The sequence below is a fragment of the Amphritea sp. genome, assembly GCF_048266285.1.
Lineage (GTDB): Bacteria > Pseudomonadota > Gammaproteobacteria > Pseudomonadales > Balneatricaceae > Amphritea.
Window position 1 is genome coordinate 571,175 of the sequence record NZ_JBLWZV010000001.1, and the last position, 24,312, is coordinate 595,486.

Consider the following 24,312-nt stretch of genomic DNA (forward strand, 5'->3'; position numbering starts at 1 on the left):
CTTAAGGGGGCATTGTGAATATAGCCATAAGCTCGACGGATAGACCCGAACAAGAAGAGGTGCTGCGGTTGTACCGAGCTAATGGTTGGTCTGCCGCCGATAAGCCGGTGCAACTGATGGCTGCATTAGCCGCGTCCCATACCTTGGTGACCGCCAGAGTCGATGGACAGTTGGTTGGTTTGGGCAATGCGCTCTCAGATGGTCATTTGGTGGTTTATTATCCGCACCTGTTAGTGATGCCGGAATATCAGCGCCAAGGGGTTGCTAAACAAATGATGCAGGTGTTACAACAGCCTTATCAGGGCTTTCATCAGCAGATGCTGGTTGCCGATAGTGCTGCTGTCGGTTTCTATGCCGCGCTGGGTTTTAGTCGTGCCGGTGAAACTGAACCGATGTGGATCTACAGTGGAACGGATCATTAGGTCCTAATTATCACCCCGAGATGCGGTAAGGTTTTACCGGCCGGTAGCGTCTGGGGTTTCTTACCGTTTCGGTTAAACTGACAGGTGAATTGTTTGAGCTATCCCCGACTGACACGCTTAGTGCCTTTGTTGTTTGTTTTACTCTGGAGTACGGGGTTTATAGGCGCGAAGTATGCGTTGCCCTATATCGAACCCTTTTATCTGCTCTTTGTCCGTATGCTGATGACCTTAGTGGTGTTTCTTGCGTTGGCATTTGTCTACCGCTCTCGCTGGCCGAGCCTAAAGCAGGGAGGGCATCAGGCGGTGACCGGTTTGCTCGTGCATGGTTGTTATCTGGGGGGAGTATTTGCTGCGATTAAACTGGATATGCCTGCGGGTATTGCTGCCATTATCGTTGGACTACAGCCGCTGTTAACATCCCTGATTGGCTGGCAATGGCTCGGTGAGCGATTACGTGTGGTGCAGTGGAGCGGGCTCTTTCTGGGGCTGGCGGGGGTCACACTGATTCTGTTGAGTGGTCAGCAGAGTGAGGCGATGGTGATACGGCCCGAGGCGGCCTTGGCCGTTATTGTTGCCCTTGTGGCGATCTCGGTAGGCACACTGTATCAGAAAAAATTTGGCGGCCAGGTCGACCTACTAACCGGCGCGATCTGGCAGTACCTGTCGACAGCGCTGCTGATGGGAATTCTGGCGTTTGTATTTGAGGAACGTCATGTTGAATGGAATCTCACGCTGATGCTGTCTCTTGGCTGGTTGGTGTTTGGCTTGTCGATCTCGGCGATTTTACTGTTGATGTTTATGATTCGCGAAGGCGAATCAGCCCGCGTCGCTAGTTATTTTTACCTAGTACCGCCTGTTACCTCGGTTGAAGCCTGGCTGCTGTTCGGTGAAGCGCTAAACTGGTTACAAATAGGGGCGATCTTTGTCACAGTATTTGGCGTCTATCTGGTGTTGAAACCCTCAACCCGGCAGTTGGATTAGGTCAGGCGAATCAACCGTTTGCCGGCATCTAAACCCAGATCGTTAAGTCATCGTTAAAATCGAATCTGAATAACACGTTTGTAGGCGTGTGGATGTGCCGTGAATATTGAAATGATCTTTGTGTTTGCTCTGCTGCTGATCACGATCGGCCTGTTTATCTGGGATCGTATCCGTATGGATATGGTGGCTATGATGGTTGTGGTGGTCTTGGCCTTGTCCGGTATTATCACCCCCGCCGAAACCGTATCTGGATTTGGTCAGTCTCTGGTGGTGATGATTGCGGGTTTATTTATCGTTGGCGAAGGATTATTTCGTACCGGGGTGGCCGCCGCCGTAGGTGCTTGGATTATGCGCATGGGAGGCCAGAGCGAAAAGCGTTTGCTGCTGGTGTTGATTCCGGTGGTGGCCGGCATGTCGGCCGTGATGAGCTCAACCGGCGCCGTCGCACTGTTTATCCCCGTGGTTCTGAGTATCTGCCGCTCGGCTAAGTTACAGCCTTCACATCTGTTAATGCCGCTCTCATTTGCTTCGTTGATCGGGGGGATGATGACGCTGATCGGTACGCCACCCAATATGGTCGCCAGCACCCAATTACAAACGGCGGGGCTGGCTCCCTTTGGTTTCTTCGATTTCACCCCCATCGGGGCTGTGATTCTTGTTTTTGGTACGCTTTATTTAGTGTTTATTGCACCTAAGTTATTGCCTGAAGCGGGCGTGAGGGAAGCAACTCATCCACACTTAAAAGAGTTTGCCGAACGTTACGGTATTGAAAATAATCTCTATCGTTTACGGGTGAGGCAGGATTCTGAGCTGGTTGGCAATACGGTCTCGGATATGTTGTTAAGAACCCGCTTTGAGGTCACCGTATTTGCTATTCGCCGAGACGGTAAGCTGGTGTCCTCGCTGATGCCGGTTCTCAGTGAAACCGTGATTGCCGGCGGTGATGTCTTGTTAGCTTATGGCGAGGCGGAGGGGGTTGAAGCCCTATGTATCCAAACCGGCTGTCTGTTTTTCGGCTTTCCCGATGATGAACGCAGCCGTATGGACAAAGAGTTTGGGGTGGCCGAAGTGATGCTGCATAATCGCTCACCGATGATCGGCAAAACCATTAAAGATGGCCGTTTTCGTGAGCAGTATAACCTTAGTGTTATCGGCGTGTTACGGGATGGCAAACCGTTGAGTACCCGTTTTAATGGTGAACCACTGCAGTTCGGCGACACACTGCTGTTAGCCGGCGGTTGGCGCTATATCGAGGCCCTAGAAGAGCGGCATAATTTTGTAGTTTTGGAAACTCCGGCCGAGATGACCGAAACCTCAGCCCGTTGGGGCCATGCTCCGGTAGCGTTGCTGATTATGCTGGCGATGTTGGCGTTAATGATCAGCGGGGTGGTATCGAGCTTAGCGGCGATCTTACTCGCAGCGATGGCAATGATCATGAGTGGTTGTATCACCATGAATGAAGCCTATAAATCGTTAAACGGCAGCAGCTTGGTGCTGATTGCCGGGATGCTGCCACTGGCATTGGCGATGCAAAAAAGTGGTGGGCTAGAGTTTATTGTGGCGGCATTGCTGTCACTACTTGGGGCAAGTACTCCGATACTGATCTGTGGGGCATTATTTGTGCTGACCTCGGTGTTGAGTCAGTTTATCTCCAATACTGCTACGACCGTGCTAATTGCGCCTATCTCGATTGCCATTGCTCAGGGGCTAGGGATGAATCCAGAGCCGTTTATGATGACGGTAGCGATAGCCGCTTCAACCGCTTTTTCAACGCCGATCGCCTCACCGGTGAATACCTTGGTGTTGGTGCCCGGTAACTATCGGTTTATCGATTTTGTCCGGGTGGGTTTGCCTCTGCAGGTGATGTCGATGGTGATTACATTGCTGATGACGCCTCTGATTTTTCCCTTTTAGCGCTGCATTTTTATCTCAGAAATGTATTATCAGCATGCAAAACATAACAATATGATAGGTTAAACCATAATGAGTGATCGTGAGTATCGAACGGTAAAAGCATCGCAAACGGTGTTGAAAGAGTTGATGGTGCCTTCATATGCCAATTTTGGCGGCAAAGTGCATGGTGGTGTGATTCTTTCGCTGATGGATAAGATCGCTTATACCTGCGCCGCATCCCATGTGAAGGGCTATTGCGTCACGGCGTCAGTAGATTCGGTTAACTTTCTTAACCCGGTGGAAGTGGGTGAACTGTTAACGCTATCGGCGTCGGTGAATTATGTCGGTAATTCATCCCTCGAAATCGGTATTAAAGTGATTTCAGAAGACTTTCGCTTAGGCATCGTCAAGCATACCAATACCTCTTACTTTACGATGGTGGCGATGGATGAAGAGACCCGTGCACCCATTGCGGTACCGGGCTTAATACTTGAAGATGAGCAAGAGATTAAACGCTTTATCGAGGGTAAGATCCGTAAACAGCTTAAATCGGAACATCGGGCTGAAATGAAGAAGATTCGTAGTAATCTCGATCTGATTACCGAAATTAAATCCCTCGATGGTGAACATTGCCGTCTATATAAGCCCTGAGTGCACCTACCGGCGTATTCAACGGTTAGTCCTGCACTGACTCGATACTTTCTAAGTAGGGCGGTAGCGCCATGCTGAGGAAGTGTTGTCGGGCGAAGTTTAACAGGGTCGAGGCGGCGGGGCTGAGGGAGCGGCCTTTACGACTAACTAAGCAGACCTCTCGCCGCATTGGTGGTGCTATCAACGGAATAAAGCGCAGTTCTTTGAACGATTCGGTACTGGCCGCCAGTGCGGGTAATACCGAGATACCAATGCCCTGACGGATTAGGGCGGCGATGCCGGCGGGGTTAGACACTTCTAAAATGGCTTTTTGATCTGACAGTTGCAACTGGCCCGCTTCGCGAAACTGGTTGAGCTGCGCTCGAATGCCGGTATCGGCAGACAGAAACAACAATTCTTCTTCAATCAACTGTGGCCAATCAATACTGGCGAGGTCACTAAATCGGTGCCGGGTAGGCACAACTACCCCATAACGATCTGACAGTACCGGCTGATAGTTGAGTTCGGGATGGGCCGAGTGATTGGCGCCAATACCAAAATCTACATCATTATCCAGTACGCGCTGCTCTATCTGTCCGGCACTATCATCCCGCAATGAGATCGCGATATCGGGATATTGTTGTCGATAATCGTCGATCACCGGTGGTAATAAACGGCTAATGGTCGAAGGCGAGGCGGCAATGGCCACCTGTCCTTGTTGCTGTCCGGCAATGGCTTGCAGGTCACCGATCGCGGTATCGAAATCAGAAATCAGCTTCTCGGCTACGGGGCGAAACTGCTCTCCTTGCAGCGTTAACAATACCCGGCGTGTGGTGCGATCAAACAGGGTTAAACCGACCGATTGCTCCAGCTGTTTAATGGTGGCTGTGAGGCTCGATTGGGTCAGATGTAGCCGGCTGGCGGCTTGGGTAAAGCTGCCACAATAAGCCACTTCGGCGAAGGCGCGTAGGTGTCGAATCGATAGGTTTGTATTCATTTATCGTTTTAAACTATTAATTAATCATATTTTATCGTTTGAATGATAAATGATATTTCTGCATTATGACCACCTATTTATATGCCAGACGTAACAGGTTGATCGATGATTCCACGTATAGCCGAAGTACACATTACTGAACAGCTCTATCTTGATTTTATAGAAGTATTAAAAATCAATGGCTTTAAAGGTGAAATTAATCCTGATTATGCAAGTAGAGTGGTGCTGTCGACGGATAATAGTATCTATCAGGTGTTACCGCAGGGCGTTGTTTTTCCGCGCACCGTCGATGATTTAGTGGTGTTGGCCCGTCTCGCCGAGACGCCAAGGTTCAAAGAAGTTGTCTTGAGTGCTCGCGGCGGCGGTACGGGTACTAACGGTCAATCGTTAACCGATGGCCTGATTGTCGATATCTCACGGCATATGAATCAGATTCTTGAAATCAACGCCGAAGAGCGTTGGGTGAGAGTGCAAGGGGGCGTGGTAAAAGACCAGCTGAACGCGGCACTCAAACCTTATGGATTGTTCTTCGCGCCGGAACTGTCCACCAGTAACCGGGCAACCATTGGCGGCATGATTAATACCGATGCCAGTGGTCAGGGTTCCTGTATGTACGGTAAAACCCGAGATCATGTGCTGGAACTCAGTTCGGTGTTTCTCGATGGTACTCTGTGGCATTCGGCGCCGTTGGATGACGTAACCCTTGAACAGATTAAGCAGCGTGATGATCGCGTCGGTGAGGTACATCGGGTGGTTGATCAGGTTTTCACGGAACATCGTGAGCTGATCGATGCTAAGTTTCCGAAACTAAACCGCTGTCTGACCGGCTATGATCTGGCGCATATTCGTGATGAACAAGGGCGTTTTAATTTGAATTCGGTGCTTTGTGGTGCCGAAGGCTCATTGGCCTTTATCGCGGAAGCGAAGCTCAATGTCTTACCCATTCCTAAATATTCGGCTTTGGTAAATCTCAAATATGCCGGTTTTCAGGACTCTCTCGAAGACGCCGCCAAACTAATGGCTTGGGGACCCACCTCTATTGAGACTGTTGACTCTAAGGTACTCAATCTGGCGATGAACGATATCGTTTGGGATAGCGTGAAAGCGTATTTCCCCCAAGCGGAAGGCGAGCCGACGATTCAGGGGATCAACCTTGTCGAGTATACCGGTGATGATGAGGATGAACTGCAGCAGAAGATCGCCAAGCTGACCAGCTATCTGGACAGTGTTTCAGGCGAGCCTGGTCAATCGTTCGGTTATTCCGTGGTGATGGGCGCCGCTGAAGTCAACAAAATCTGGGGTATGCGGAAGAAGTCCGTTGGCCTGCTGGGTAATGGTAAAGGCGAACAACGGCCGATTCCGTTTGTTGAAGATACCGCCGTGCCGCCAGAAAACTTAGCGGCTTATATCAAAGAGTTTCGCGAACTGTTGGATAGCCACAATTTGGCCTATGGTATGTTTGGTCATGTGGATGCTGGGGTGTTGCATGTACGCCCGGCGATCGATATGAAAGATGAGGTGGAAGAAAAACTGATTCGGGTGATCTCCGATGGCGTGGTTGCCCTGACGCAGAAATATCATGGTTTGATCTGGGGCGAACACGGCAAAGGGGTACGTTCTGAGTATGCGCCAGCCTTCTTCGGTGAACTCTACCCTCAGTTACAGGTGATTAAAGGTGCCTTTGACCCGGCGAACCAGTTAAACCCTGGTAAGATCTGTACACCATTGATTGATGGCGCTGAGCTGTTGAAAATCGATGCGGTGCCGACTCGCGGCCAGCATGATCGGCAGATCCCGGCGGTAGCCCGTGAAGAGTATAAGCAGGCGATGTTCTGTAACGGTAACGGCGCTTGTTATAACTACGACCCCAAGGATGCGATGTGTCCTTCCTGGAAAGCCACTCGGGAACGTAAACATTCCCCTAAAGGCCGCTCATCTCTGATTCGTGAATGGTTACGGCTGATGTCCCTGCAGGGCGTCGATATTGTAGCGGAAGGGCGTAAAGCGCGTTATGGCTCCTTTATGAGCAGTTTGCCGGGGCGGATCAAGAATAGCTGGAAAAAGAAACAGGGAGAATACGACTTCAACAATGAAGTCCATGAAGCGATGATGGGTTGTCTGGCCTGTAAATCCTGTGTTGCCCAGTGCCCGATCAAAGTGAATGTGCCGGATTTCCGTTCCCGTTTTCTCGAGGCTTATTACAGTCGTTATCTCCGGCCGATGAAGGATTATATGGTCGGTGGGCTGGAGTTTATGATCCCTTATTTGGCCCGTTTTCCCGCGCCATATAACTGGATGATGAATAACACGCTGATGAAAGCGGTCTTTCGTCGCTGGGTCGGCATGATGGATAGCCCACCAATCTGCACTAATAGTCTCAAGCAGGGCATGGATAAGCGGGGCGTGTTATTTGCAACACCGGATAATCTATCTGCGATTACGCCGGATCTGCGTGAACGGTCGGTGATTATTGTTCAGGATGCCTTTACGAGCTATTTTGAAACCCAGCTCGTGCTGGATGTGATCGACCTGCTTAACCGTACCGGCTTCAATGTACTGGTGGCGCCCTTTAAACCGAATGGTAAGCCTTTGCATGTGCATGGTTTTAAAGCGGCGTTTAATAAAGCCGCCGATGCGAATACCCATATGTTGCAGACGCTGGCCACCAGTGGCATTCCGATGGTGGGGGTCGATCCTTCGATGACACTGACCTATCGCCAAGAATACGTCGATGATGGTACGCGCCAGCAAGTTAAGGTTGAGTTGATTCAGGAGTGGCTGGTTAAGCATCGTGATCTGCTGGCAGAAACGGGGGCTCGCTTATCCCCACATGAGTTTAAACTGCTAGCGCACTGTTCTGAGAAAACCTCTGCGGCGGCCTCGATGGCGGATTGGAAACAGATCTTTCAGGCATTGGGGCAATCACTGGAACTGCAGGCGACCGGTTGTTGCGGTATGGCGGGTACTTACGGCCATGAGAGTGAACACTATGATACATCGCGTAAAATTTACGAGCTGAGCTGGAGTGAGGTGGTTAACGACCCCGCCAATGCGGGCAAGTTGGTAGCCACCGGTTATTCCTGCCGTAGTCAGGTGAAACGCTTGGATAATCAGCAACTGCGTCACCCAGCCCAAGTGTTGTTGGCATTGGTTAAGCAGGGCTAAAAAAGCGAAGTGGCTCTGCGGTACGCTGAATATAAAGCCAGATCACTTTTCAGTCGTCTGGCTTTTTTCTGCTTGGGCTTGGTGATAGTGTCGGTCCATCTCGCCATATTGGCGTTCATAGGCTTGTGGGTCTGAGCGCCATAGGCGATAGAGCTTACGGTCATGACTGGCCATTGGTGGCGGGTTGAGTTTACGCCGTTGAATCGCTTGCCAAGTGACCGGTGTAAATACCAGTGCAACAAACAGCAGTACAATGATGTATTGGTAATGTTCCATTATGTTTAGATCCACTGTTTGATGGCAGCCCTTGATCGAGCATGCTGATGTTATTAACCCTGAAAGGCGAGCGTGATAGCGATTCGACCTGTTGATGAATCACTCGCGTATTAGTTTGAGGATTGTACACCAATGAGCAGAGCCGATCTCTGGAACCATCGTTATCTCAGTAAAGATATCAGTCTGCCAGCCCTGCCTGCCGAGCTGCAAGCTTCTTTGGATCAGTTACCACCGGGGCGCACCCTTGACCTAGCTTGTGGCGATGGTGCGGCTAGCTTGTATTTAGCTGCGAAGGGGCATCGGATTTTGGCGGTTGATTTTGCCGTCAACGGCTTACAACGATTACAACGGTTTGCCGCGCAACAACAGTTTTCGATAGCGACTCAGGCGCTAGATTTGAGCGTCCCCGGCGCATTGGATCAGTTAGCTATAGAACCGGGCCATGATGCGCGCTTTGATAATGTGGTGATACTACGCTACTTACCAGAGGTTTCGCTGTTGCAGCAATTACCCTTACAGATGGCACCTGCCGGGCGATTATTGATTCAGACCTTTAATCTTGAACATCATCGGCAAAACGGTTTTCCTGAACGGTTTTGTTTATCATCGGCGGCGTTGGTTGATAAACTACCCGCATTGACACTGTTGGATTATGACGATGGCCGGTTAAAAGGGGCTTGTTTCGACCGCTATCTGTTTGGCGCGCCATGATCTTTTTTCCGCCTATAGTGCAAGTGCAAAATAATATCAGATAAGCGATCATACAAACCGGTTAACGGTTTAATTTAAGGAGCATGTCCGTGGATGATTTATTACCCGAACTCTGTGATCAGTTCCCGGAACTGGTGCAGGTTGTAGAACCGATGTTCGGCAATTTTGGTGGCCGTGAGCGTTTTGGTGGCCAGATAGTTACACTCAAAGCGTTTGAAGATAATTCGCTGGTGCGAGAGCAGGTTGCCTTGCCCGGTGAAGGGCGGGTATTGGTCGTCGATAGTGGTGGCTCTATGCGCCGGGCGATGCTGGGTGATATGTTGGCAGAAAAAGCCTCCCTTAATGGTTGGGCGGGGATTATCATCTACGGCTGTATCCGTGATGTGAATGCTATCGGTGATCTCGATCTCGGGGTACAGGCCTTGGGTACGCATCCGATGAAAACGGACAAAAACGGCCTAGGTGACTTGAATGTCGAGCTGACCTTTGGCGGCGTGACCTTTAAACCCGGCCACTATGTCTATGCGGACAATAATGGTGTGTTGGTGTCGCCCGAGAAACTCGAATTGGCGAATGCGGACAGCTAAGCCACGTTTGACATCGGTTGTCATGATGAAAAGCCGCTGCAGATGATCTCTGCAGCGGCTTTTTTTATTTCACTGACTTATATAAAGCGACAATTATATAGCGTATTACATGCTCTTATTTTTCTCTGGTGGTCTATTCTGTAAAGGCTTATGAATATCGAAAGCTTATTAGCCTACTGACTGATTGCAAGGCCTATAGGCATCTGTTTATATGAACAAGCTGAACGGTATCAACTGTTTTTGATATCCCGTCTTGCGGCGGTAAAATCGGAATAGCTAGGCTAAAGTTCTTAAAATAATGCCAAGGCGGAGTACTTCATGGTGGTAAAACCATCCTTATTATTGACCTGTTTTTTCACCTCGTTGGTGCTGCTGAACCTGAGTGGCTGCGCTGAAGAACAAAAAGCGCAGCATTTTCACTGGCAGCTTCAATCTCAAGCCACTGAAGACAGCATCGACTACGCTGAATTGAAAATCTTTACCGACAATCTTGCCTTGATGAGTGGTGGTCGCTTGATCATTACGCCGCACTCTGCTGGCGCGTTGGCGAGTGGCCCCGATATTTATAATGCTGTTAAAGAACGCCGGATCGATATGGGCAGCGGCTGGCCTAACTGGTGGTCTGCGATTAATCCGGCGTGGGCGTTGATGAATGCCGGGCCCTTTGATTTTATGAATTTAGATAGCTCGATGATGTTTTTCCTCGCGGGTGAGGGTAGCACACTGGCTAATGAACTATCGCAGCCGGATGGTATTCTGTGGCGACCCGCGTGGTGGCCGGGTATGGAGTTCGGCCTGTTGTCTAAAACCGAGATTAAAGGGCTGGACGATCTTGACTCGAAGAAAGTACGTATTGGTCCCGGATTGCCGAGTGAAGTGTTAGCGGCAGCGGCTGGTGCGTATACCTTACCGACGGTGCCAGAAGAGATCCGGCCGGCGCTTGAAAAAGGGGATATTGATGCGGTGGAATGGACCACGGCGGGCGGTGCTTGGAACTTAGGCCTAAGTGATATTAGCCGTTATGCCATCGTGCCTGCGGTATGGCAGCCATCGGTGTTGGCGGATTTTTTGATCAATCAGCAAGCCTACGATGAACTGCCGCCCGATCTTCAAATGATGCTTGAAACCTCGATTAAAGCGTACACCTTATCGACCACCATGAAGGCTAAAGTGGCTGATTTTGAAGCTTTTCGTTTGTTTATTGAAAATGGTGTAAAAATCAATAAATGGAGCCCGGCAGATCTACAGCGTTGGGAGGTTGTGTCAGATCGAGTGCTGGCAGAATATGGCGCACGGGATCCTATCAGTAAACATATTATCGACAAAAAAAGGGCTTTTAAAAAGGTCTATACGGAATACTACCAGTGGTTTGGGCCTTATGATCATTAAGCTATTATCAATCAATAGAGGAGTGCAGGCGGTTATTAATGATTAGTCGATTGACGGCCCGACTGCTTCTGATCCTCAGTCTTATTACTATTTTGGTGATGACCGCCTTTGTGGTAATTCGCTTCGATGCGGCAGCCAGCTTAATGCAGCGCTCTTTAGATGAGCGCAGTCATGCGGTTGCAGAACGTGTGGCGAACTCAGTACGACCGACCATTTGGAATGTTTATAAGAAAGCCTATGAGCGTTCTTATACGGTTGAGTTGGCGTCAGCCATTTTAGATTCCGAAATGAAGTCTTCATTTGTCCAAGGGATCAAAGTCTTTGGTAATTTTGGTCACCTCTATATGGGGCGAATTAAAATCGATGGTCAAATCGTCAATTATGACCGATCCCTACATTCCCAACTCTGGTTAGGCGGGCACAATCGACTTAGGTTACCCATTAAAGCTGGCGAAGTGACCATCGGTAATGTTGAGATTATTTATAGTGATAAGGATTTTGCGGAAAACTTATATCAAAACCTGATCGTTGAAATTACCCAGGTGGCGATTGTCAGTCTGATGTTCGTAGGCTCCCTCTATCTTTTGTTACGCTTCTCGTTGGTTGCCCCGGTGCAATCCTTGGAGGTCGCCGAGCAAGCCTTGGGTGCCATTAATGAGGCTGTGTTTATTATTGATATCGCAGGCCGTATTACCGATACCAATCCGGCGTACAGTAAAATTACGCAATACTCTAAGAGCGAACTGTGCGGTTTTGTGCCCATCATTCACGCCTGTGATGATCCTACGATTGATTTCAAGACGCTTATCTCCGATGAGTATATGACCGATGGGCACTGGTCGGGTGAGGTGGTTGGGCAGAAAAAAGAGGGTACAACGTTTCCTGGTTGGCTCGGTCTTAATCGCGTTAAACGTAAGGATAGTGTCGTTACCTATGTCGGAGTGCTTACCGATATTACTGAGAAAAAAGAGGCGCAAGATAAGCTACATAAACTGGCCTATTTTGATGCGCTGACCAATATCCCGAATCGCCACTACTTTCTGGCCCGTATTGATGAGCAGCTTGAATTAGCGAAACGTGAGCAATATAAACTGGGTTTGCTCTATCTCGATCTGGATAATTTCAAGTGGGCGAACGACCAATACGGACATGAGTTAGGGGATCAACTCCTGATTAGCGTGGCCGAGCAGTTGAAGCAGAGGCTGCGAGAGTCCGATGTGCTGTACCGTATAGGTGGTGATGAATTTACCGTGATTATTCCGAATTATCACAAAGAGAGTAATTTGGTACGGCTGGCAACGGCGTTGATTGAACAAGCCAGCAACGAGTATGTCATTGAAGGTAAGTCGATTAACTTAGGCGCCAGTGTCGGTATCTCTACCTATCCGAAAGATTCTGATAACTCGAAAGACCTAATCATCCAAGCGGATACCGCCATGTATCAGGCCAAAGAAGCCGGCCGGGGGCAGGTGCACTTCTTTTCGTCAGAGTTGGATATGCAACGCCAGGAACATCAACGTATCGAAGCTAGGCTGCGGGATGCCATTGGTCAAAATAGCTTACAGCTGTATTACCAACCCAAGGTCACTTTTAGCAACGGCCAGATGAGTTGTAACAGTGCCGAAGCGTTGATGCGATGGATCGAGAATGATCGCGTCGTCTTTATGCCGGATCAATTTATCCCCATTGCCGAGCAGACAGATTTGATCTGTGATTTAGGTTATTGGGTCATTAATACCGCCTGTGAGCAGATGGCTTTTTGGGCGAAAGCGGGGCGGGGTCACCTAAAGGTTGCGATCAATCTGTCGCCTCGGCAGTTACGGGATGAAAAGCTTTATGATTTTCTGTTGGCGAAAATAACTTTGTTCAATATCGACCCACAGATGTTAGAGCTTGAGATTACCGAATATGCGGTTATTGAAAATATTGAACAATCGATTCGCACCCTCGATAAGCTTAAAACCTTAGGGGTTTCAATTGCGATGGATGATTTCGGTACCGGTTATTCATCCCTCAGTTATCTTAAGCAGCTGCCTATCGATGTGTTAAAAATTGATCGCTCGTTTATTCAAAAATTGCCCGGAGATCTTGATGATGTCGCTATAGTGACGGCAATTTTCTCGATGGCGAAAGCGCTCAATTTAGCCGTGGTGGCTGAGGGTGTTGAGAATCAGGAACAGCTTGATTTTCTTATGCTGCAGCGCTGTGATATTGCGCAAGGCTACTTTTTCTCGCCGCCTTTGAATCACGCAGGTTTTACCGATTGGCTGGGTAATGTGGAGAGTTGGAATAATAACGTCGAGCAGTAAAAAAGGCCGCCGAAGCGGCCTTAGCTAAAGGCTTACTCTTCAGGTACGAGTGTGCCTCTGATTTGATAGGCTTTACCGCGGAAGAAGGCCAGTTCAACGCCTTTTTGATTGCACAGGGTAATATCGTAGACACCGGTACGGCCGCTGCGAGAGCGTTCTTGGGCGATAGCGGTCAGCACATCACCTTCAAAGCCAGGAGCGATGAAATCGATATTGCAGCCACTGGCAACCGTTGAGCGGTTGTAGGAGTTGCACGAATGAGCAAAGGCGGTATCACAGAGCGCGAACATCATGCCGCCATGGCAGGTTGAGTGCCCATTGAGCATGTCTTTGCGCACCACCATGGAGAGTTTGGCATAGCCGGGAGCGATCTCATCAATGCTGATGCCCATCCCTTGAGCCGCATGATCATTCAGGTGTAGCGCAGCACTGGCGGCTTCAGCCAGTTGTTGTGGGGTCATGTCATTCGGGCTCATTAGGCACCTCCAGCGACTTTGCGTAATAACAGCGGTGATGCACGATAGCGGTCTTCGCCATAGGCATCCATCAGATTATCGAGTACATCCAGCGCATAGCTGAGCTCTAAGTTGTTAACCCATTCGATTGGGCCGCAGGGGTAGTTCACGCCACCTTTCATGGCGATATCAACAGCCGCTTCATCACAAACCTGCTGGTTGACCGCATCAAAGCCTTCGTTTGCCAACATACATACGGTACGCATGACGACCATGCCGGGAATATCATCGATCACACTGACGGACTTGCCAATCGCTTGGAACAACCCAATGGCCGCCTGCAGGGCTTCATCGGAGGCTTGATCGGCGGGGGCAAGAGCGATCCGTGTAGCGCGAGTGTAATCCAGCGCAAGATCGAAATTAATCAGATTCGGACGCATGGTTTCACCGGCTCGCATGGTGGTGAACTGGCCATTAGATAGCATCAGGGTGGCATCACCGATGGTGATCATCCCTTCAACTTCATCATTGTCGGTGCGCTCAACATGAATGCCCGCTTGTTCAAATAGATCCAGCAACGGTTCAGCCACGCCAAGCTCACCTTCCACCATGATCGACTTAGGAGCCGGGTAGGCAGGCGCTGTTTGTGCTTCAGGTTTGACTGCGCCTTCACTGTAATCATAGAAGCCTCGACCGGTTTTACGGCCAAGGTGTCCCGCATCAACCAATTCTTTTTGAATCAGGGACGGGGTAAAACGTGGGTCATTATAAAATGCATCAAAGACCGAGCAGGTAACGGCATAGTTAACATCATGGCCAATAAGGTCCATCAGCTCGAAAGGTCCCATGCGGAAGCCACCACATTCACGCATCAGTGCATCGATGGTAGCAATATCGGCTCCGCCTTCTTGGGTAATGCGCAGGCCTTCAGCATAAAGTGGGCGGGCAACACGGTTAACAATAAAGCCCGGTGTTGATTTAGCCAGCACCGGCTGTTTGCCCCAACTCGCTGACAGCGCATAGATATCTTTGGCGATCTGCGGGTCAGTATCCAGTCCATTGATGACTTCAACCAGCTTCATGACAGGCGCTGGATTGAAAAAGTGCATACCGACCAGATTCTGCGGTCGTTTGAGGCTCGCACCGATAGCGGTCACCGAGATAGATGATGTGTTGGTGGCGATAACCGCATCATCGGCACAGATATCTTCGAGCTGGCCAAAGACCTGCTGTTTAACATCCAATCGCTCAACGATGGCTTCGATGATCAGCGCCGCTGGCGCCAGTTCTGTGAGTTGGCTGACTGGTGTAATACGGGCAATCAGTGCATCAGCATCTGCCTGAGCCATCTTGCCACGGCTTACCTGTCGTGAGAGTCCCTTGGCGGTATTATCGATACCGCGCTGTGACGCGCCGGCGGCGCTATCGAACAGCAGCACCGTATGACCAGCGCTGGCGGCAACTTGGGCGATACCTGCGCCCATAGTACCGGCACCGATAACGGCGATTATTGAATCAGTATTAAAACGACTCATTTGAACATCTCCAAAATTCGTTTTGTATGTCTTGTTTTAGTCGGCGTCAAACGAACCTCGCGCAGGGCGTAGAGTTCGTCGATCTCACGGGATTGCTGTGCTTATTTGCCTTTAAACGTTGGTGCCCGTTTGGCCATAAAGGCGCTCACGCCTTCGCGGTAGTCTTCAGTCTGTCCGGCCAATGTTTGCAGATCGCGTTCAAGATCCAACTGCTCATCAAAGCTGTTGTTAGCTGAGGCGTGCAGCGAGCGTTTGATCAATGCTAAGCCTTTGGTTGGCTGGGTGGCCAGTTGTTTGGCCATGGCCAGTGCAGCGTCTTTTAATTCATCCGCTTCATAGGTTTTCCAGATCATGCCCCATTGCTCGGCTTGCTCGGCGGAGATTTTATCGCCTAATAATGACAATGCCATCGCGCGGGGTAAGCCGACTGCACGAGGGAGTGTCCAAGTGCCACCGGAATCAGGAATCAGACCAATTTTGCAGAACGCCTGAATAAAGCTGGCGCTCTTGGCGGCCAATACAATGTCGCAGGCCAGCGCAATATTCGCACCGGCACCGGCGGCGACACCGTTGACGGCACAGATGACAGGCATTTCCAATGAGGTCAAGGTGCGGATCATTGGATTGTAGTTCTTTTCGATGGATTCACCCAGATTTGGCACCGCCGCATCGGGATCGACCGCCCGGTCGCTGAGGTCTTGTCCTGCACAAAAGCCACGACCGTTACCGGTAATCAGCAGGCAGCGGACAGCGGCATTGGTTTTGGTTTGTTTCAAGGCATCACGGACTTCCGTGTGCATCTGGCCGTTGAAGCTGTTGAGGCTGTCCGGACGGTTAAGTGTTAGCACGGCAACGCCGTCGGTAATTTCAAATTCGATATGTTGGTAAGTCATTGGATTATTTCCCCTTAAATTCTGGTCGGCGTTTTTCCATGAAAGCAGCGATGCCTTCATTACGGTCTTCGGTAGCGGCAAGCAGGGTGAATGCTTTTCGCTCAAGATTAAGGCCGGTTTCGAGTGTGGTTTCGTAGGCTTTGAGTAGCGATTCTTTGGCTAAACGGACCGCTAATGGCGGTTTGCGGGCAATGCTTTTCGCTAAGGTTAAGGCGCGTTTGTAACTCATTTCAGGAATGGTCACTTCGCTGACTAAGCCAAAGTCACGGGCTTGTGCCGCCGAGATAAACTCACCGGACAGCACCAGTTGCATAGCCATCGATTTACCGACGGTGCGCAGCAGTCGCTGGGTGCCACCGGCGCCGGGAATAATGCCGAGATTAATTTCGGGCTGGCCAAATTGGGCATTGTCGCCGGCAATCACGATATCGCAGTGCATCATCAGTTCGCAGCCACCGCCGAGGGCGAAGCCGTTAACCGCGCCAATAATGGGTTTAGGATACTGGGCGATACGGCGCCAGTAGGTCGGGCGAATATCATTCATCACGCCAACGGCATCTAGCTCGGCCATCTCTTTAATATCGGCGCCGGCGGCGAAGACTTTCTCTCCACCGGTAATAACCACGGCTTTAATGCGCTCATCGGTGATCGAGGCATCTAGGGTATCGGCAAGTTCTCTTAACAGGTTGTTACACAGCGCATTACGGGCGGCGGGCCGGTTGAGGGTGATGGTGATGACACCGGCTTCCGGTTCGCTGACCAGAATATCTTGATAATCGGACATGGTTGATCTCAGCATAAGGGTATCGAAATTGGGTAGCAGAGCCTTAGGGCTCGCGACCGTTTATTATTATTCGGGCTTTGTTAGCCTTATCATCGTACGTATCGCTGTGCTTACCTTAGCGTGCTTTGGCAGTACGTCTAGTCAATAACAGCATTAAGTTGTGACAGAAGCGTTCGGTATTCACGCGTACAGCTGTCGATATAGGCATCGTTTACTCTGTTCGTCACGGGCGATTTATCCATCTTAGGTGAGGGTACACCGTTGATGACGGCGCCACTGCGCCAAATCAGCCTTGCCAAAGGTTACCGTAAAACGGCAAAGGGATACAAATATATTATCAATAAATTATCTTTTCGTATCACTTTCTTTAGTGTATCTTTTAACTTACTTCGATTTTCATCCGACAGTTTAGATTAGCCTGAGCAAACAATGCTTAAATAAAGACTCTCTTCTAAACTGTTTGATAAACAGTATGCAGGCAGTATGGCGCTGATTTAAGCGAACGCTTAAAGATGTCGTGCTGCAAAGATATAGAGCCTGCGGGCTGAATAAAATAAAGAGACCTTGTATGAGCCAATCCCTGTTTGAATTGCACAAAGCGAAACTTGATGCCGCGCTGAACGCTATCCGTACCCGTGATTACTATAGTGCATACCCGGAAAGCCCAAGCCCGCGTAAGTATGGTGAAACCGCCGATAAAGATGGTCAGAGTGCCTTTAAAGCGCACCTGAATAGCTCATTTACACTGGATATGCCGGGTATTACCGGTGAAGCCGGAAATGAAGTGTCACCCTATGGTTTTGATCTCGGTATTAAATATCCGACCGTTGATATCGATGTATTACTGCCGGCCATGAATGCCGCGCGTAAAGCATGGCGTGATATTGGCGTTGATGCGCGCACCGGCATCTGTCTAGAGATTCTTAAACGCATCAATCAGCGTAGCTTTGAGATCGGTTATTCAGTGATGCATACCTCGGGGCAGGGCTTCATGATGGCCTTTCAGGCCGGCGGCCCTCATGCTCAAGACCGGGGTTTGGAAGCGATTGCCTATGGTTATGATGCGATGACCCATACGCCGGGTGCGGCTACTTGGACTAAGCCACAGGGTAAACATGACCCACTGGTGATGGATAAGACCTTTACCGTTGCCGGACGTGGCGTGGCGCTGGTTATCGGTTGTTCGACTTTCCCTACGTGGAATACCTATCCGGGCCTGTTCGCTTCATTAGTAACGGGTAATCCGGTTATTGTTAAGCCTCATCCCGCTGGTATTTTACCTGCCGCATTGACCATTAAAATTGCTCAGGAAGTGTTGAGTGAGCAGGGCTTACCTCCGTATATTGCGTCGATGGTGATTGATGCTGATCCCGCACAGCCCTGCACCAAAGCGCTGGCCCTGCGCGAAGAGATTCGCGTTATCGACTTCACTGGTAATACGCCGTTTGGTGATTGGCTGGAACAAAACTGTCATCAAGCCGAGGTATATACCGAAAAAGCCGGTGTGAATACCATCATTATCGATTCAACCGATAACTTTAAAGGCATGATTCAGAACCTGTCATTTACCCTGAGCCTGTATTCTGGACAGATGTGCACCACGCCGCAGGATATCTTCATCCCTGCCGATGGTATTGAGACTGATCAGGGCCATAAAAGTTTTGATGAGGTGGCTGAAGCACTGAGTACCGGTATTACCCGTTTCCTTTCTGATCCTGAACGTGCGGCGATGGTCTTGGGTTGTATTCAAGCTGAAGTGACCGACAAGCGTATCGATAGCGCCCGAGAACTGGGTGAAAAGATTGGTACCGTCGTACGTGAATCTGATCGTCCTGAAAACCCTTGGTTTAAAGAGGGGCGGATGCGTAGCCCGCTGCTGATTGCCGTGGATGCGGATCAGGAAGACGCGTATATGGAAGAGTTGTTTGGCCCGATTAGCTTCCTCGTGCGGACCAACAGCAACGACCATTCGATTGAGTTAGCACATAAAGCGGTAAAAAATCATGGTGCAATTACCATGGGCTGTTACTCAACTAGCGAAGCGGTGCTGGATCAAATTGAAGAAGCCGCGCTGGATGCCGGGGTGGCGCTGTCTATCAACCTGACTGGCGGTGTCTATGTTAACCAGAGTGCAGCCTTCAGTGACTTCCATGCCACCGGTAGCAACCCTGCGGCTAATGCGACCCTGTCGGATCTTGCCTATGTGGCCAACCGCTTCCGTATGATTCAGAGCCGTAAACACGCCTGATGCTTGATGCGCTCCGGCCTGATCACAGGCCGGTTTGCTGAGAGTGATACGCAGGCCGATTGGTCGCGTATCGCTTGAGACAGAATCTGATTAACTGACGACTGACAAGAGTGCCTTATGAGCTACCAATGTATTCTGACAGAGGTAAAACAGGGGGTTGGTATTATTACCCTTAACCGCCCTGAAGCGATGAATGCCCTCAATGCGACTTTATGTCGTGAAGTGGGTGAGGCGGTCGACCGCTTCGAAGCCGATGATGCTATCGGTTGTACCATCATTACCGGTGGTGAGCAGGTGTTCGCTGCTGGTGCCGATATTAAAGAGATGAAAGATCAATCTTTTGCTGATCTGCATAATCGAAATTTTCCGTTCATCCAACGGGACTGCTGGCGAGCCATTGATGATGCGCGTAAGCCTGTGATCGCTGCGGTCGCTGGGTTTGCCCTCGGCGGTGGATGTGAGATGGTGATGGCCTGTGATTTTATTATTGCGGCTGACAGTGCCAAGTTTGGCCAACCGGAAGTGAGTATCGGCACGATGCCGGGCGCCGGGGGGACTCAGCGTCTGACGAAGTCGGTGGGTAAGGCTAAGGCGATGGAGATGTGCCTGACCGGTCGTATGATGGGCGCCGAAGAGGCGGAACGTGCTGGACTAGTGGCACGGATTGTTGCTGCGGATGAATTGGCTGAACAAGCCTTGAAAACTGCGACCAAGATTGCCGCTATGTCACGACCTGCGGTGATGCTGATTAAAGAAAGCGTGAATATGGGCGTCAGTGCATCCATCGACGATGGCATGCGGTTTGAACGTCGAGCATTCGAAGCGACCTTTGCCTTTGACGATTGTTCTGAAGGCATGAACGCCTTTGCCGAAAAACGTAAACCGGTGTTTAAAAACCGCTAAGTTTTGCTAGTCTGTCACACTGTTTGAATAAAGCCGCCAGCTTCAATCATGGCGGCTTTTGTGTTTTTATCGATCCTCGAATTAAATAAAGTAAATGATAAGTAGCTAGAGCTAATATTATGAAATTAATTGGAAAAACGGCTTGGATTACCGGTGCAAGTTCGGGTATTGGTCAGGCAACAGCTCGGCTGTTAGCCGCTGAAGGCGCTGACTTAGTGATTAGTGCCCGACGGGAAGAGCGTCTGCAACAATTAGCGCAGGAGCTTCGGGCGTTGGGGCGTCAAGTCTGTATTGCACCGGCGGATGTGGCCAACCGTCAGGCGATGCAACAGGTGGGTGAATTGATCGCGGCGCAAGGCGGAGTTGATATCTTGATCAACAATGCGGGCACCATGCCCATCAGCCCGATTATCAATGGCCGGGTCGATGAGTGGGAGCAGATGATCGATACCAATATTAAGGGTGTATTGTATGCGATCAACGCCGTTTATCCCGGTATGGCCGAGCGTAAACAGGGCCATATCGTCAATATTAGTTCGATCGCGGCACGCCAGACCTATCCTAGCGCCGGAGTGTATGCGGGCACTAAGCATGCGGTTCGAGCGATCTCTGAAACCTTGCGCAAAGAGGCGATCCGCTATGGGGTGCGGGTAACAGATGTACAACCTGGTGCGGTGGCGACTGAACTGCCCGATAGTATCGTGCATGACAAGATACGGGCGGCGGTGAAAGAGAATATGTATGCGGCCGAGATGCCTAACCTGCAAGCCGAAGATATTGCCAATGGGATACTGTATGCGGTAACCCAACCGGCCCATGTTGATGTGAGTGAACTGCTGATCCGGCCGATGATGCAGGAGTAATTGCCGCACCGATGTTGTGTGCAATGCAGTTGAACGTTAAATAGTCATATAAAACCATTTTAAATCCGTGGTTATCATTACTGCGCGGTTAACGTAAGATCGGCCTTTGAATTTTACGATTAACTGCGCTGGGTAAATATTGTGTATAAGCTACTTATTTTTGACTGGGATGGCACCATTATCGATTCTGCTGCGCGGATCATTTCCAGTATGCAAAAGGCGGCCCGAGATCTAGATCAGCCGGAACTATCTGATGAAGCGGTACGTAATATTATCGGACTAGGGCTGCCCGAAGCGATTCGAGTGCTGATCCCCGGTGTTGACGATAGCCTGATTGCACCGTTGCGCGATCGTTACGGTCATTATTACCTCAACGCCGATGATACCCCGACCGAGCTGTTTGACGGGGTGGAACAAACCCTGATCAACTTAAAAGAGAAGGGTTATCGCTTGGCGGTGGCTACCGGGAAGAGTCGGCGTGGGTTGGCGCGGGTGTTCGAACAAACCGGTCTTGAATATCTATTTGAAAGCTCCCGCTGCGCCGATGAAACCACCTCGAAACCCCATCCGCATATGCTCGAAGAGATTCTTGCTGAAACTGGCTTGAGTCCTGCCGATGCCGTTATGATCGGTGATACGGAATTTGATCTGGAAATGGGTGTCAGAGCAGGGATGGATACGATTGCGGTGAGCTATGGCGCCCATCATGTCGATCGGTTGACCCCCTATAAGCCGGTATTGTTGATGCATCAATTTACTGAGCTAGAAAGCTGGTTGACTCAGGCCTCATCAACGCAAGCGTAATAGTGACATAATTTAAGCCAGATAATGTAAGGAGAACCAAGTGGGCTCAAATCCCTGGGAAGCAGAAGACAGCAAGGATACTGATAGCGTCAACTCGTCGGAACATGACACACAATCATCGGCGCAAAAAGCCAAACCGCAGGAGCATAAAACCAAAGAGTGGCGGTTAATCGAACGCACCATGATGGGGCTGCAAAAAGAGCAACGCAGCGCCCGTCGCTGGGGGATCTTTTTTAAACTACTCACCTTTGGTTATCTGTTTGTCATTCTCGGAATCTATCTGTTTGCTGATGTCTTCACGCCGGAGATGGATGAAAGCGAGACGCATACCGCCGTGGTTCAGGTGAAAGGGGTGATTGCCGATGGTGAAGATGCCAGCGCTGATAAAATCATCTACTCACTGAGGAAGGCATTCGCTGAAGACAGTGCCAAAGCGGTTATTCTGCGAATCAACAGCCCCGGCGGTAGCCCGGTGCAATCCGGTTATGTGTATGACGAAGTGAAGCGTTTACGCGCCTTGCATCCCGAGAAAAAAGTCTATGCCGTCATTCTCGATATCGGTGCTTCCGGGGCCTATTATATTGCCGCCGCCGCCGATGAGATCTATGCCGATAAAGCCAGTCTTGTGGGTTCTATTGGGGTGGTGTCATCTGGATTTGGTTTTGTTGATCTGATGGAAAAAGTGGGTGTTGAACGACGCAACCTGATTGCCGGTGAGAATAAAACCTTCCTTGATCCGTTTTCGCCGCTGGAAGACAAAGACCGTGCGTTCTGGCAGACCGTGCTGAATACCACCCACGCACAGTTTATCGATCAAGTGCGTAAAGGGCGGGGTGATCGTTTGAAAGAAAACGATCAGTTATTCAGCGGCTTAGTATGGACCGGTGAGCAGGCCTTAGAACTTGGCTTGATTGACGGCCTAGGTAGCAGTAGTTCCGTTGCGCGGGATATTGTCGGCACTGAAAAACTGGTCGACTACTCGCCGAAGGGCACACCGTTGGAGCAGTTAATTGACCGCTTAGGCGTCAGCTTTGGTAAAACCATCGCCACCCAATTAGGGCTGAATAATTCAGTACAGCTGCGTTAAACCGCCTATTGTTATAGCAAGGCCGCGACAGAGATGTCGCGGCCTTTTTTATTTAGTATAGGAGCCCCATTTAGGGACGATAAGCTGCAGTCAGGAATGAACCGCATCGATACAATCAAACATTTATCGCCGCCAGAGGCAGCTCCTACGAGGCATTTAAAGCGCCGATGTGGGAGCCCCTTTTAGGGGCGATAAGCTTGATCGGGGCAGATCCAGTGAACATAGGTTTGTTCTGTACACTAACGGCCATTGCGAGCACGAATATGGTGTAAACTTTTTACTGTTTTTATATACAGTATGATTTGAACTTTTCAAGGAAAGGGGACACACTTTGTTTTCGTGCTTGCCTGTTTATTTGGTTGGTGATATTTTGAATATTAATAAAATCAATAGGTTATTGATTTGGTTTGCACGTTTATAGGCCACTCGTTACTGAAATAGTGTGCACGCACGCTTTTCTGGAAGGGAATAGTCACACTATGGAAGGGAGGATCGTACTTGAATAATTGGCTTATAAGGTTTTCTATGGGACTACCTTGTCGTCCTCAAGATAGAAAAGAAATACAAGAGACTCTTCCCGAGTTATTCTACAGGGATGAAAGAGAAAGATTTAATCGACCTACAGTCGCATTCCCGATATTTTGGGGTGAACTTGATACAGAAGTTCTAAGTGAATGGGGGCGCTCCTGCGAAGTAATCGGTTCTGAAATAAAGCCAACTAAAAATGGTGATGTGTGTCCAGTATGTACTAAACGAAAGACATCTATCGATGAAAATGACTGCTTCAATCTAGAGATTGCCGGAGGAATCAATCGAAAAAGTTCTGTGCCAGCATTTATGCAACTTGTGACTAGGAATAGAAAAACAAAGGTTAAAACTCCAATAAAAGATGTGTATTTTACTGACCGGTTTTTACTTGCTGACGCTGGTGAAGCCGGTGCAGGTGGTGCTGGTGGTGGCTATGATCATATAATTAAATATTTAGAGAGTTTAGCTGTTGAGAAAGAAGCAAAATTTACAGTTCATATTCCAAGTTGGCCTTCAAAATCTGCAATACAGAAAGAAAGGGAAGATTGTCTTTCGAGTGCGCAAAAGATCCTAAAGAACTTAATTGAGAAGAATTATACTAACGTGCAATTTTCTCAACTACCTCAGAAGCCAGTATTCCATGACCGCTTATATTTAGTTCGAGGTTCTGATAGCCAAATTAATGGCGTTTTTGGTCCATCACTTAACGGTCTTGATTCGCAGGACATTGCTTTAATGGGAGAAATTGAAAATAAAGAATTACTCGATAACATAGATCGACTTTTGTCCGGAAGAAATGGCTAACAAGTCATTTAAACGGAACAAAACAGTTGGCCATCGCTTCGCGATTAT

Annotated in this window: 21 protein-coding genes; 15 read left to right on the forward strand and 6 right to left on the reverse strand. The window is 49.6% G+C overall.

The window, feature by feature from the left end; genetic code table 11:
- Window positions 1–14 precede the first annotated feature (14 nt).
- The 4 genes from ACN0T0_RS02715 (at window position 15) to ACN0T0_RS02730 (ending at window position 3,947) form a co-directional block, all read left to right on the forward strand.
- On the forward strand, window positions 15–422 hold the full coding sequence (locus ACN0T0_RS02715; RefSeq protein ID WP_417222978.1) for a GNAT family N-acetyltransferase: 408 nt from the start codon (window positions 15–17) through the stop codon (window positions 420–422).
- 84 nt (window positions 423–506) lie between these two features.
- A complete protein-coding gene (locus tag ACN0T0_RS02720; protein WP_417222980.1) occupies window positions 507–1,403 on the forward strand; it encodes a DMT family transporter in 897 nt (298 codons plus the stop codon).
- A 99-nt stretch (window positions 1,404–1,502) separates the two neighbouring features.
- Window positions 1,503–3,317 (forward strand): SLC13 family permease, encoded by a 1,815-nt coding sequence (locus ACN0T0_RS02725; protein WP_417222983.1) that lies wholly within the window; start codon window positions 1,503–1,505, stop codon window positions 3,315–3,317.
- Between the two features lie 69 nt (window positions 3,318–3,386).
- Window positions 3,387–3,947 carry an acyl-CoA thioesterase gene (locus ACN0T0_RS02730; RefSeq protein ID WP_417222986.1) on the forward strand — a complete coding sequence of 187 codons (561 nt, stop codon included), beginning with the start codon at window positions 3,387–3,389 and terminating at the stop codon, window positions 3,945–3,947.
- Window positions 3,948–3,972: 25 nt separating this feature from the next.
- On the opposite strand, the gene ACN0T0_RS02735 is transcribed toward ACN0T0_RS02730, so the two are convergent.
- Window positions 3,973–4,923: a LysR family transcriptional regulator gene (locus ACN0T0_RS02735; protein WP_417222988.1), complete on the reverse strand. Its 951-nt coding sequence runs from the start codon at window positions 4,921–4,923 to the stop codon at window positions 3,973–3,975.
- 105 nt (window positions 4,924–5,028) lie between these two features.
- Between ACN0T0_RS02735 and ACN0T0_RS02740 the strand changes: the two genes are divergently transcribed.
- Window positions 5,029–8,088 (forward strand): FAD-binding and (Fe-S)-binding domain-containing protein, encoded by a 3,060-nt coding sequence (locus ACN0T0_RS02740; RefSeq protein ID WP_417222990.1) that lies wholly within the window; start codon window positions 5,029–5,031, stop codon window positions 8,086–8,088.
- Window positions 8,089–8,130: 42 nt separating this feature from the next.
- Here ACN0T0_RS02740 and ACN0T0_RS02745 read toward each other — a convergent pair whose 3' ends face one another.
- A complete protein-coding gene (locus ACN0T0_RS02745) occupies window positions 8,131–8,364 on the reverse strand; it encodes a hypothetical protein (protein WP_417222993.1) in 234 nt (77 codons plus the stop codon).
- 132 nt (window positions 8,365–8,496) lie between these two features.
- On the opposite strand from ACN0T0_RS02745, the gene ACN0T0_RS02750 reads away from it, so the two are divergent.
- The 4 genes from ACN0T0_RS02750 to ACN0T0_RS02765 all read left to right on the forward strand — a co-directional run bounded on the left by ACN0T0_RS02750 (window position 8,497) and on the right by ACN0T0_RS02765 (window position 13,360).
- Window positions 8,497–9,075 (forward strand): methyltransferase domain-containing protein, encoded by a 579-nt coding sequence (locus tag ACN0T0_RS02750; RefSeq protein WP_417222995.1) that lies wholly within the window; start codon window positions 8,497–8,499, stop codon window positions 9,073–9,075.
- An 89-nt stretch (window positions 9,076–9,164) separates the two neighbouring features.
- Window positions 9,165–9,662: a ribonuclease E activity regulator RraA gene (rraA, locus tag ACN0T0_RS02755; RefSeq protein WP_417222998.1), complete on the forward strand. Its 498-nt coding sequence runs from the start codon at window positions 9,165–9,167 to the stop codon at window positions 9,660–9,662.
- 318 nt (window positions 9,663–9,980) lie between these two features.
- On the forward strand, window positions 9,981–11,051 hold the full coding sequence (gene dctP, locus ACN0T0_RS02760) for a TRAP transporter substrate-binding protein DctP (RefSeq protein WP_417223001.1): 1,071 nt from the start codon (window positions 9,981–9,983) through the stop codon (window positions 11,049–11,051).
- A 38-nt stretch (window positions 11,052–11,089) separates the two neighbouring features.
- The gene (locus tag ACN0T0_RS02765; protein WP_417223003.1) at window positions 11,090–13,360 is read left to right on the forward strand and encodes a putative bifunctional diguanylate cyclase/phosphodiesterase; all 2,271 of its coding nucleotides are present in this window, start codon (window positions 11,090–11,092) and stop codon (window positions 13,358–13,360) included.
- Window positions 13,361–13,392: 32 nt separating this feature from the next.
- Here the strand turns inward: ACN0T0_RS02765 and paaI are convergent, their stop codons facing one another.
- The 4 genes from paaI to paaF form a co-directional block, all read right to left on the reverse strand.
- Window positions 13,393–13,836, reverse strand: a complete 444-nt coding sequence (gene paaI / locus ACN0T0_RS02770; RefSeq protein WP_417223006.1) for a hydroxyphenylacetyl-CoA thioesterase PaaI — start codon at window positions 13,834–13,836, stop codon at window positions 13,393–13,395.
- Complete coding sequence (paaH, locus tag ACN0T0_RS02775; RefSeq protein ID WP_417223008.1) at window positions 13,836–15,350, reverse strand: 3-hydroxyacyl-CoA dehydrogenase PaaH; 1,515 nt, start codon at window positions 15,348–15,350, stop codon at window positions 13,836–13,838. Before paaH ends, paaI begins: the two co-directional genes overlap by 1 nt.
- Before the next feature lie 101 nt (window positions 15,351–15,451).
- Entirely contained in the window at window positions 15,452–16,243 is a 792-nt protein-coding gene (gene paaG, locus ACN0T0_RS02780; RefSeq protein WP_417223011.1) for a 2-(1,2-epoxy-1,2-dihydrophenyl)acetyl-CoA isomerase PaaG, read from the reverse strand.
- A gap of 4 nt (window positions 16,244–16,247) precedes the next feature.
- Window positions 16,248–17,027, reverse strand: coding sequence for a 2,3-dehydroadipyl-CoA hydratase PaaF (gene paaF / locus ACN0T0_RS02785; protein ID WP_417223014.1), 780 nt, complete (start codon window positions 17,025–17,027; stop codon window positions 16,248–16,250).
- 568 nt (window positions 17,028–17,595) lie between these two features.
- Between paaF and paaN the strand changes: the two genes are divergently transcribed.
- The 6 genes from paaN to ACN0T0_RS02815 all read left to right on the forward strand — a co-directional run bounded on the left by paaN (window position 17,596) and on the right by ACN0T0_RS02815 (window position 24,264).
- Window positions 17,596–19,275, forward strand: a complete 1,680-nt coding sequence (gene paaN, locus ACN0T0_RS02790; RefSeq protein ID WP_417223016.1) for a phenylacetic acid degradation protein PaaN — start codon at window positions 17,596–17,598, stop codon at window positions 19,273–19,275.
- A gap of 117 nt (window positions 19,276–19,392) precedes the next feature.
- Complete coding sequence (locus ACN0T0_RS02795) at window positions 19,393–20,178, forward strand: enoyl-CoA hydratase-related protein (RefSeq protein ID WP_417223019.1); 786 nt, start codon at window positions 19,393–19,395, stop codon at window positions 20,176–20,178.
- Window positions 20,179–20,297: 119 nt separating this feature from the next.
- On the forward strand, window positions 20,298–21,041 hold the full coding sequence (locus ACN0T0_RS02800) for an SDR family oxidoreductase (protein WP_417223022.1): 744 nt from the start codon (window positions 20,298–20,300) through the stop codon (window positions 21,039–21,041).
- A gap of 141 nt (window positions 21,042–21,182) precedes the next feature.
- A complete protein-coding gene (locus ACN0T0_RS02805) occupies window positions 21,183–21,845 on the forward strand; it encodes an HAD-IIIA family hydrolase (RefSeq protein WP_417223025.1) in 663 nt (220 codons plus the stop codon).
- Window positions 21,846–21,885: 40 nt separating this feature from the next.
- Window positions 21,886–22,932: a signal peptide peptidase SppA gene (sppA, locus tag ACN0T0_RS02810; protein ID WP_417223027.1), complete on the forward strand. Its 1,047-nt coding sequence runs from the start codon at window positions 21,886–21,888 to the stop codon at window positions 22,930–22,932.
- Window positions 22,933–23,430: 498 nt separating this feature from the next.
- Window positions 23,431–24,264: a hypothetical protein gene (locus ACN0T0_RS02815; RefSeq protein ID WP_417223030.1), complete on the forward strand. Its 834-nt coding sequence runs from the start codon at window positions 23,431–23,433 to the stop codon at window positions 24,262–24,264.
- The last annotated feature ends 48 nt before the right edge of the window (window positions 24,265–24,312 follow it).

Coding starts and splice junctions, on each gene's coding strand:
- paaH (WP_417223008.1), bottom strand. CDS start 15,350: ATGAGTCGTTTTAATACTGATTCAATAATCGCCGTTATCGGTGCCGGT.
- ACN0T0_RS02745 (WP_417222993.1), bottom strand. CDS start 8,364: ATGGAACATTACCAATACATCATTGTACTGCTGTTTGTTGCACTGGTA.
- ACN0T0_RS02730 (WP_417222986.1), top strand. CDS start 3,387: ATGAGTGATCGTGAGTATCGAACGGTAAAAGCATCGCAAACGGTGTTG.
- dctP (WP_417223001.1), top strand. CDS start 9,981: ATGGTGGTAAAACCATCCTTATTATTGACCTGTTTTTTCACCTCGTTG.
- ACN0T0_RS02735 (WP_417222988.1), bottom strand. CDS start 4,923: ATGAATACAAACCTATCGATTCGACACCTACGCGCCTTCGCCGAAGTG.
- paaG (WP_417223011.1), bottom strand. CDS start 16,243: ATGACTTACCAACATATCGAATTTGAAATTACCGACGGCGTTGCCGTG.
- paaF (WP_417223014.1), bottom strand. CDS start 17,027: ATGTCCGATTATCAAGATATTCTGGTCAGCGAACCGGAAGCCGGTGTC.
- ACN0T0_RS02750 (WP_417222995.1), top strand. CDS start 8,497: ATGAGCAGAGCCGATCTCTGGAACCATCGTTATCTCAGTAAAGATATC.
- ACN0T0_RS02765 (WP_417223003.1), top strand. CDS start 11,090: ATGATTAGTCGATTGACGGCCCGACTGCTTCTGATCCTCAGTCTTATT.
- ACN0T0_RS02800 (WP_417223022.1), top strand. CDS start 20,298: ATGAAATTAATTGGAAAAACGGCTTGGATTACCGGTGCAAGTTCGGGT.
- ACN0T0_RS02795 (WP_417223019.1), top strand. CDS start 19,393: ATGAGCTACCAATGTATTCTGACAGAGGTAAAACAGGGGGTTGGTATT.
- paaN (WP_417223016.1), top strand. CDS start 17,596: ATGAGCCAATCCCTGTTTGAATTGCACAAAGCGAAACTTGATGCCGCG.
- ACN0T0_RS02740 (WP_417222990.1), top strand. CDS start 5,029: ATGATTCCACGTATAGCCGAAGTACACATTACTGAACAGCTCTATCTT.
- paaI (WP_417223006.1), bottom strand. CDS start 13,836: ATGAGCCCGAATGACATGACCCCACAACAACTGGCTGAAGCCGCCAGT.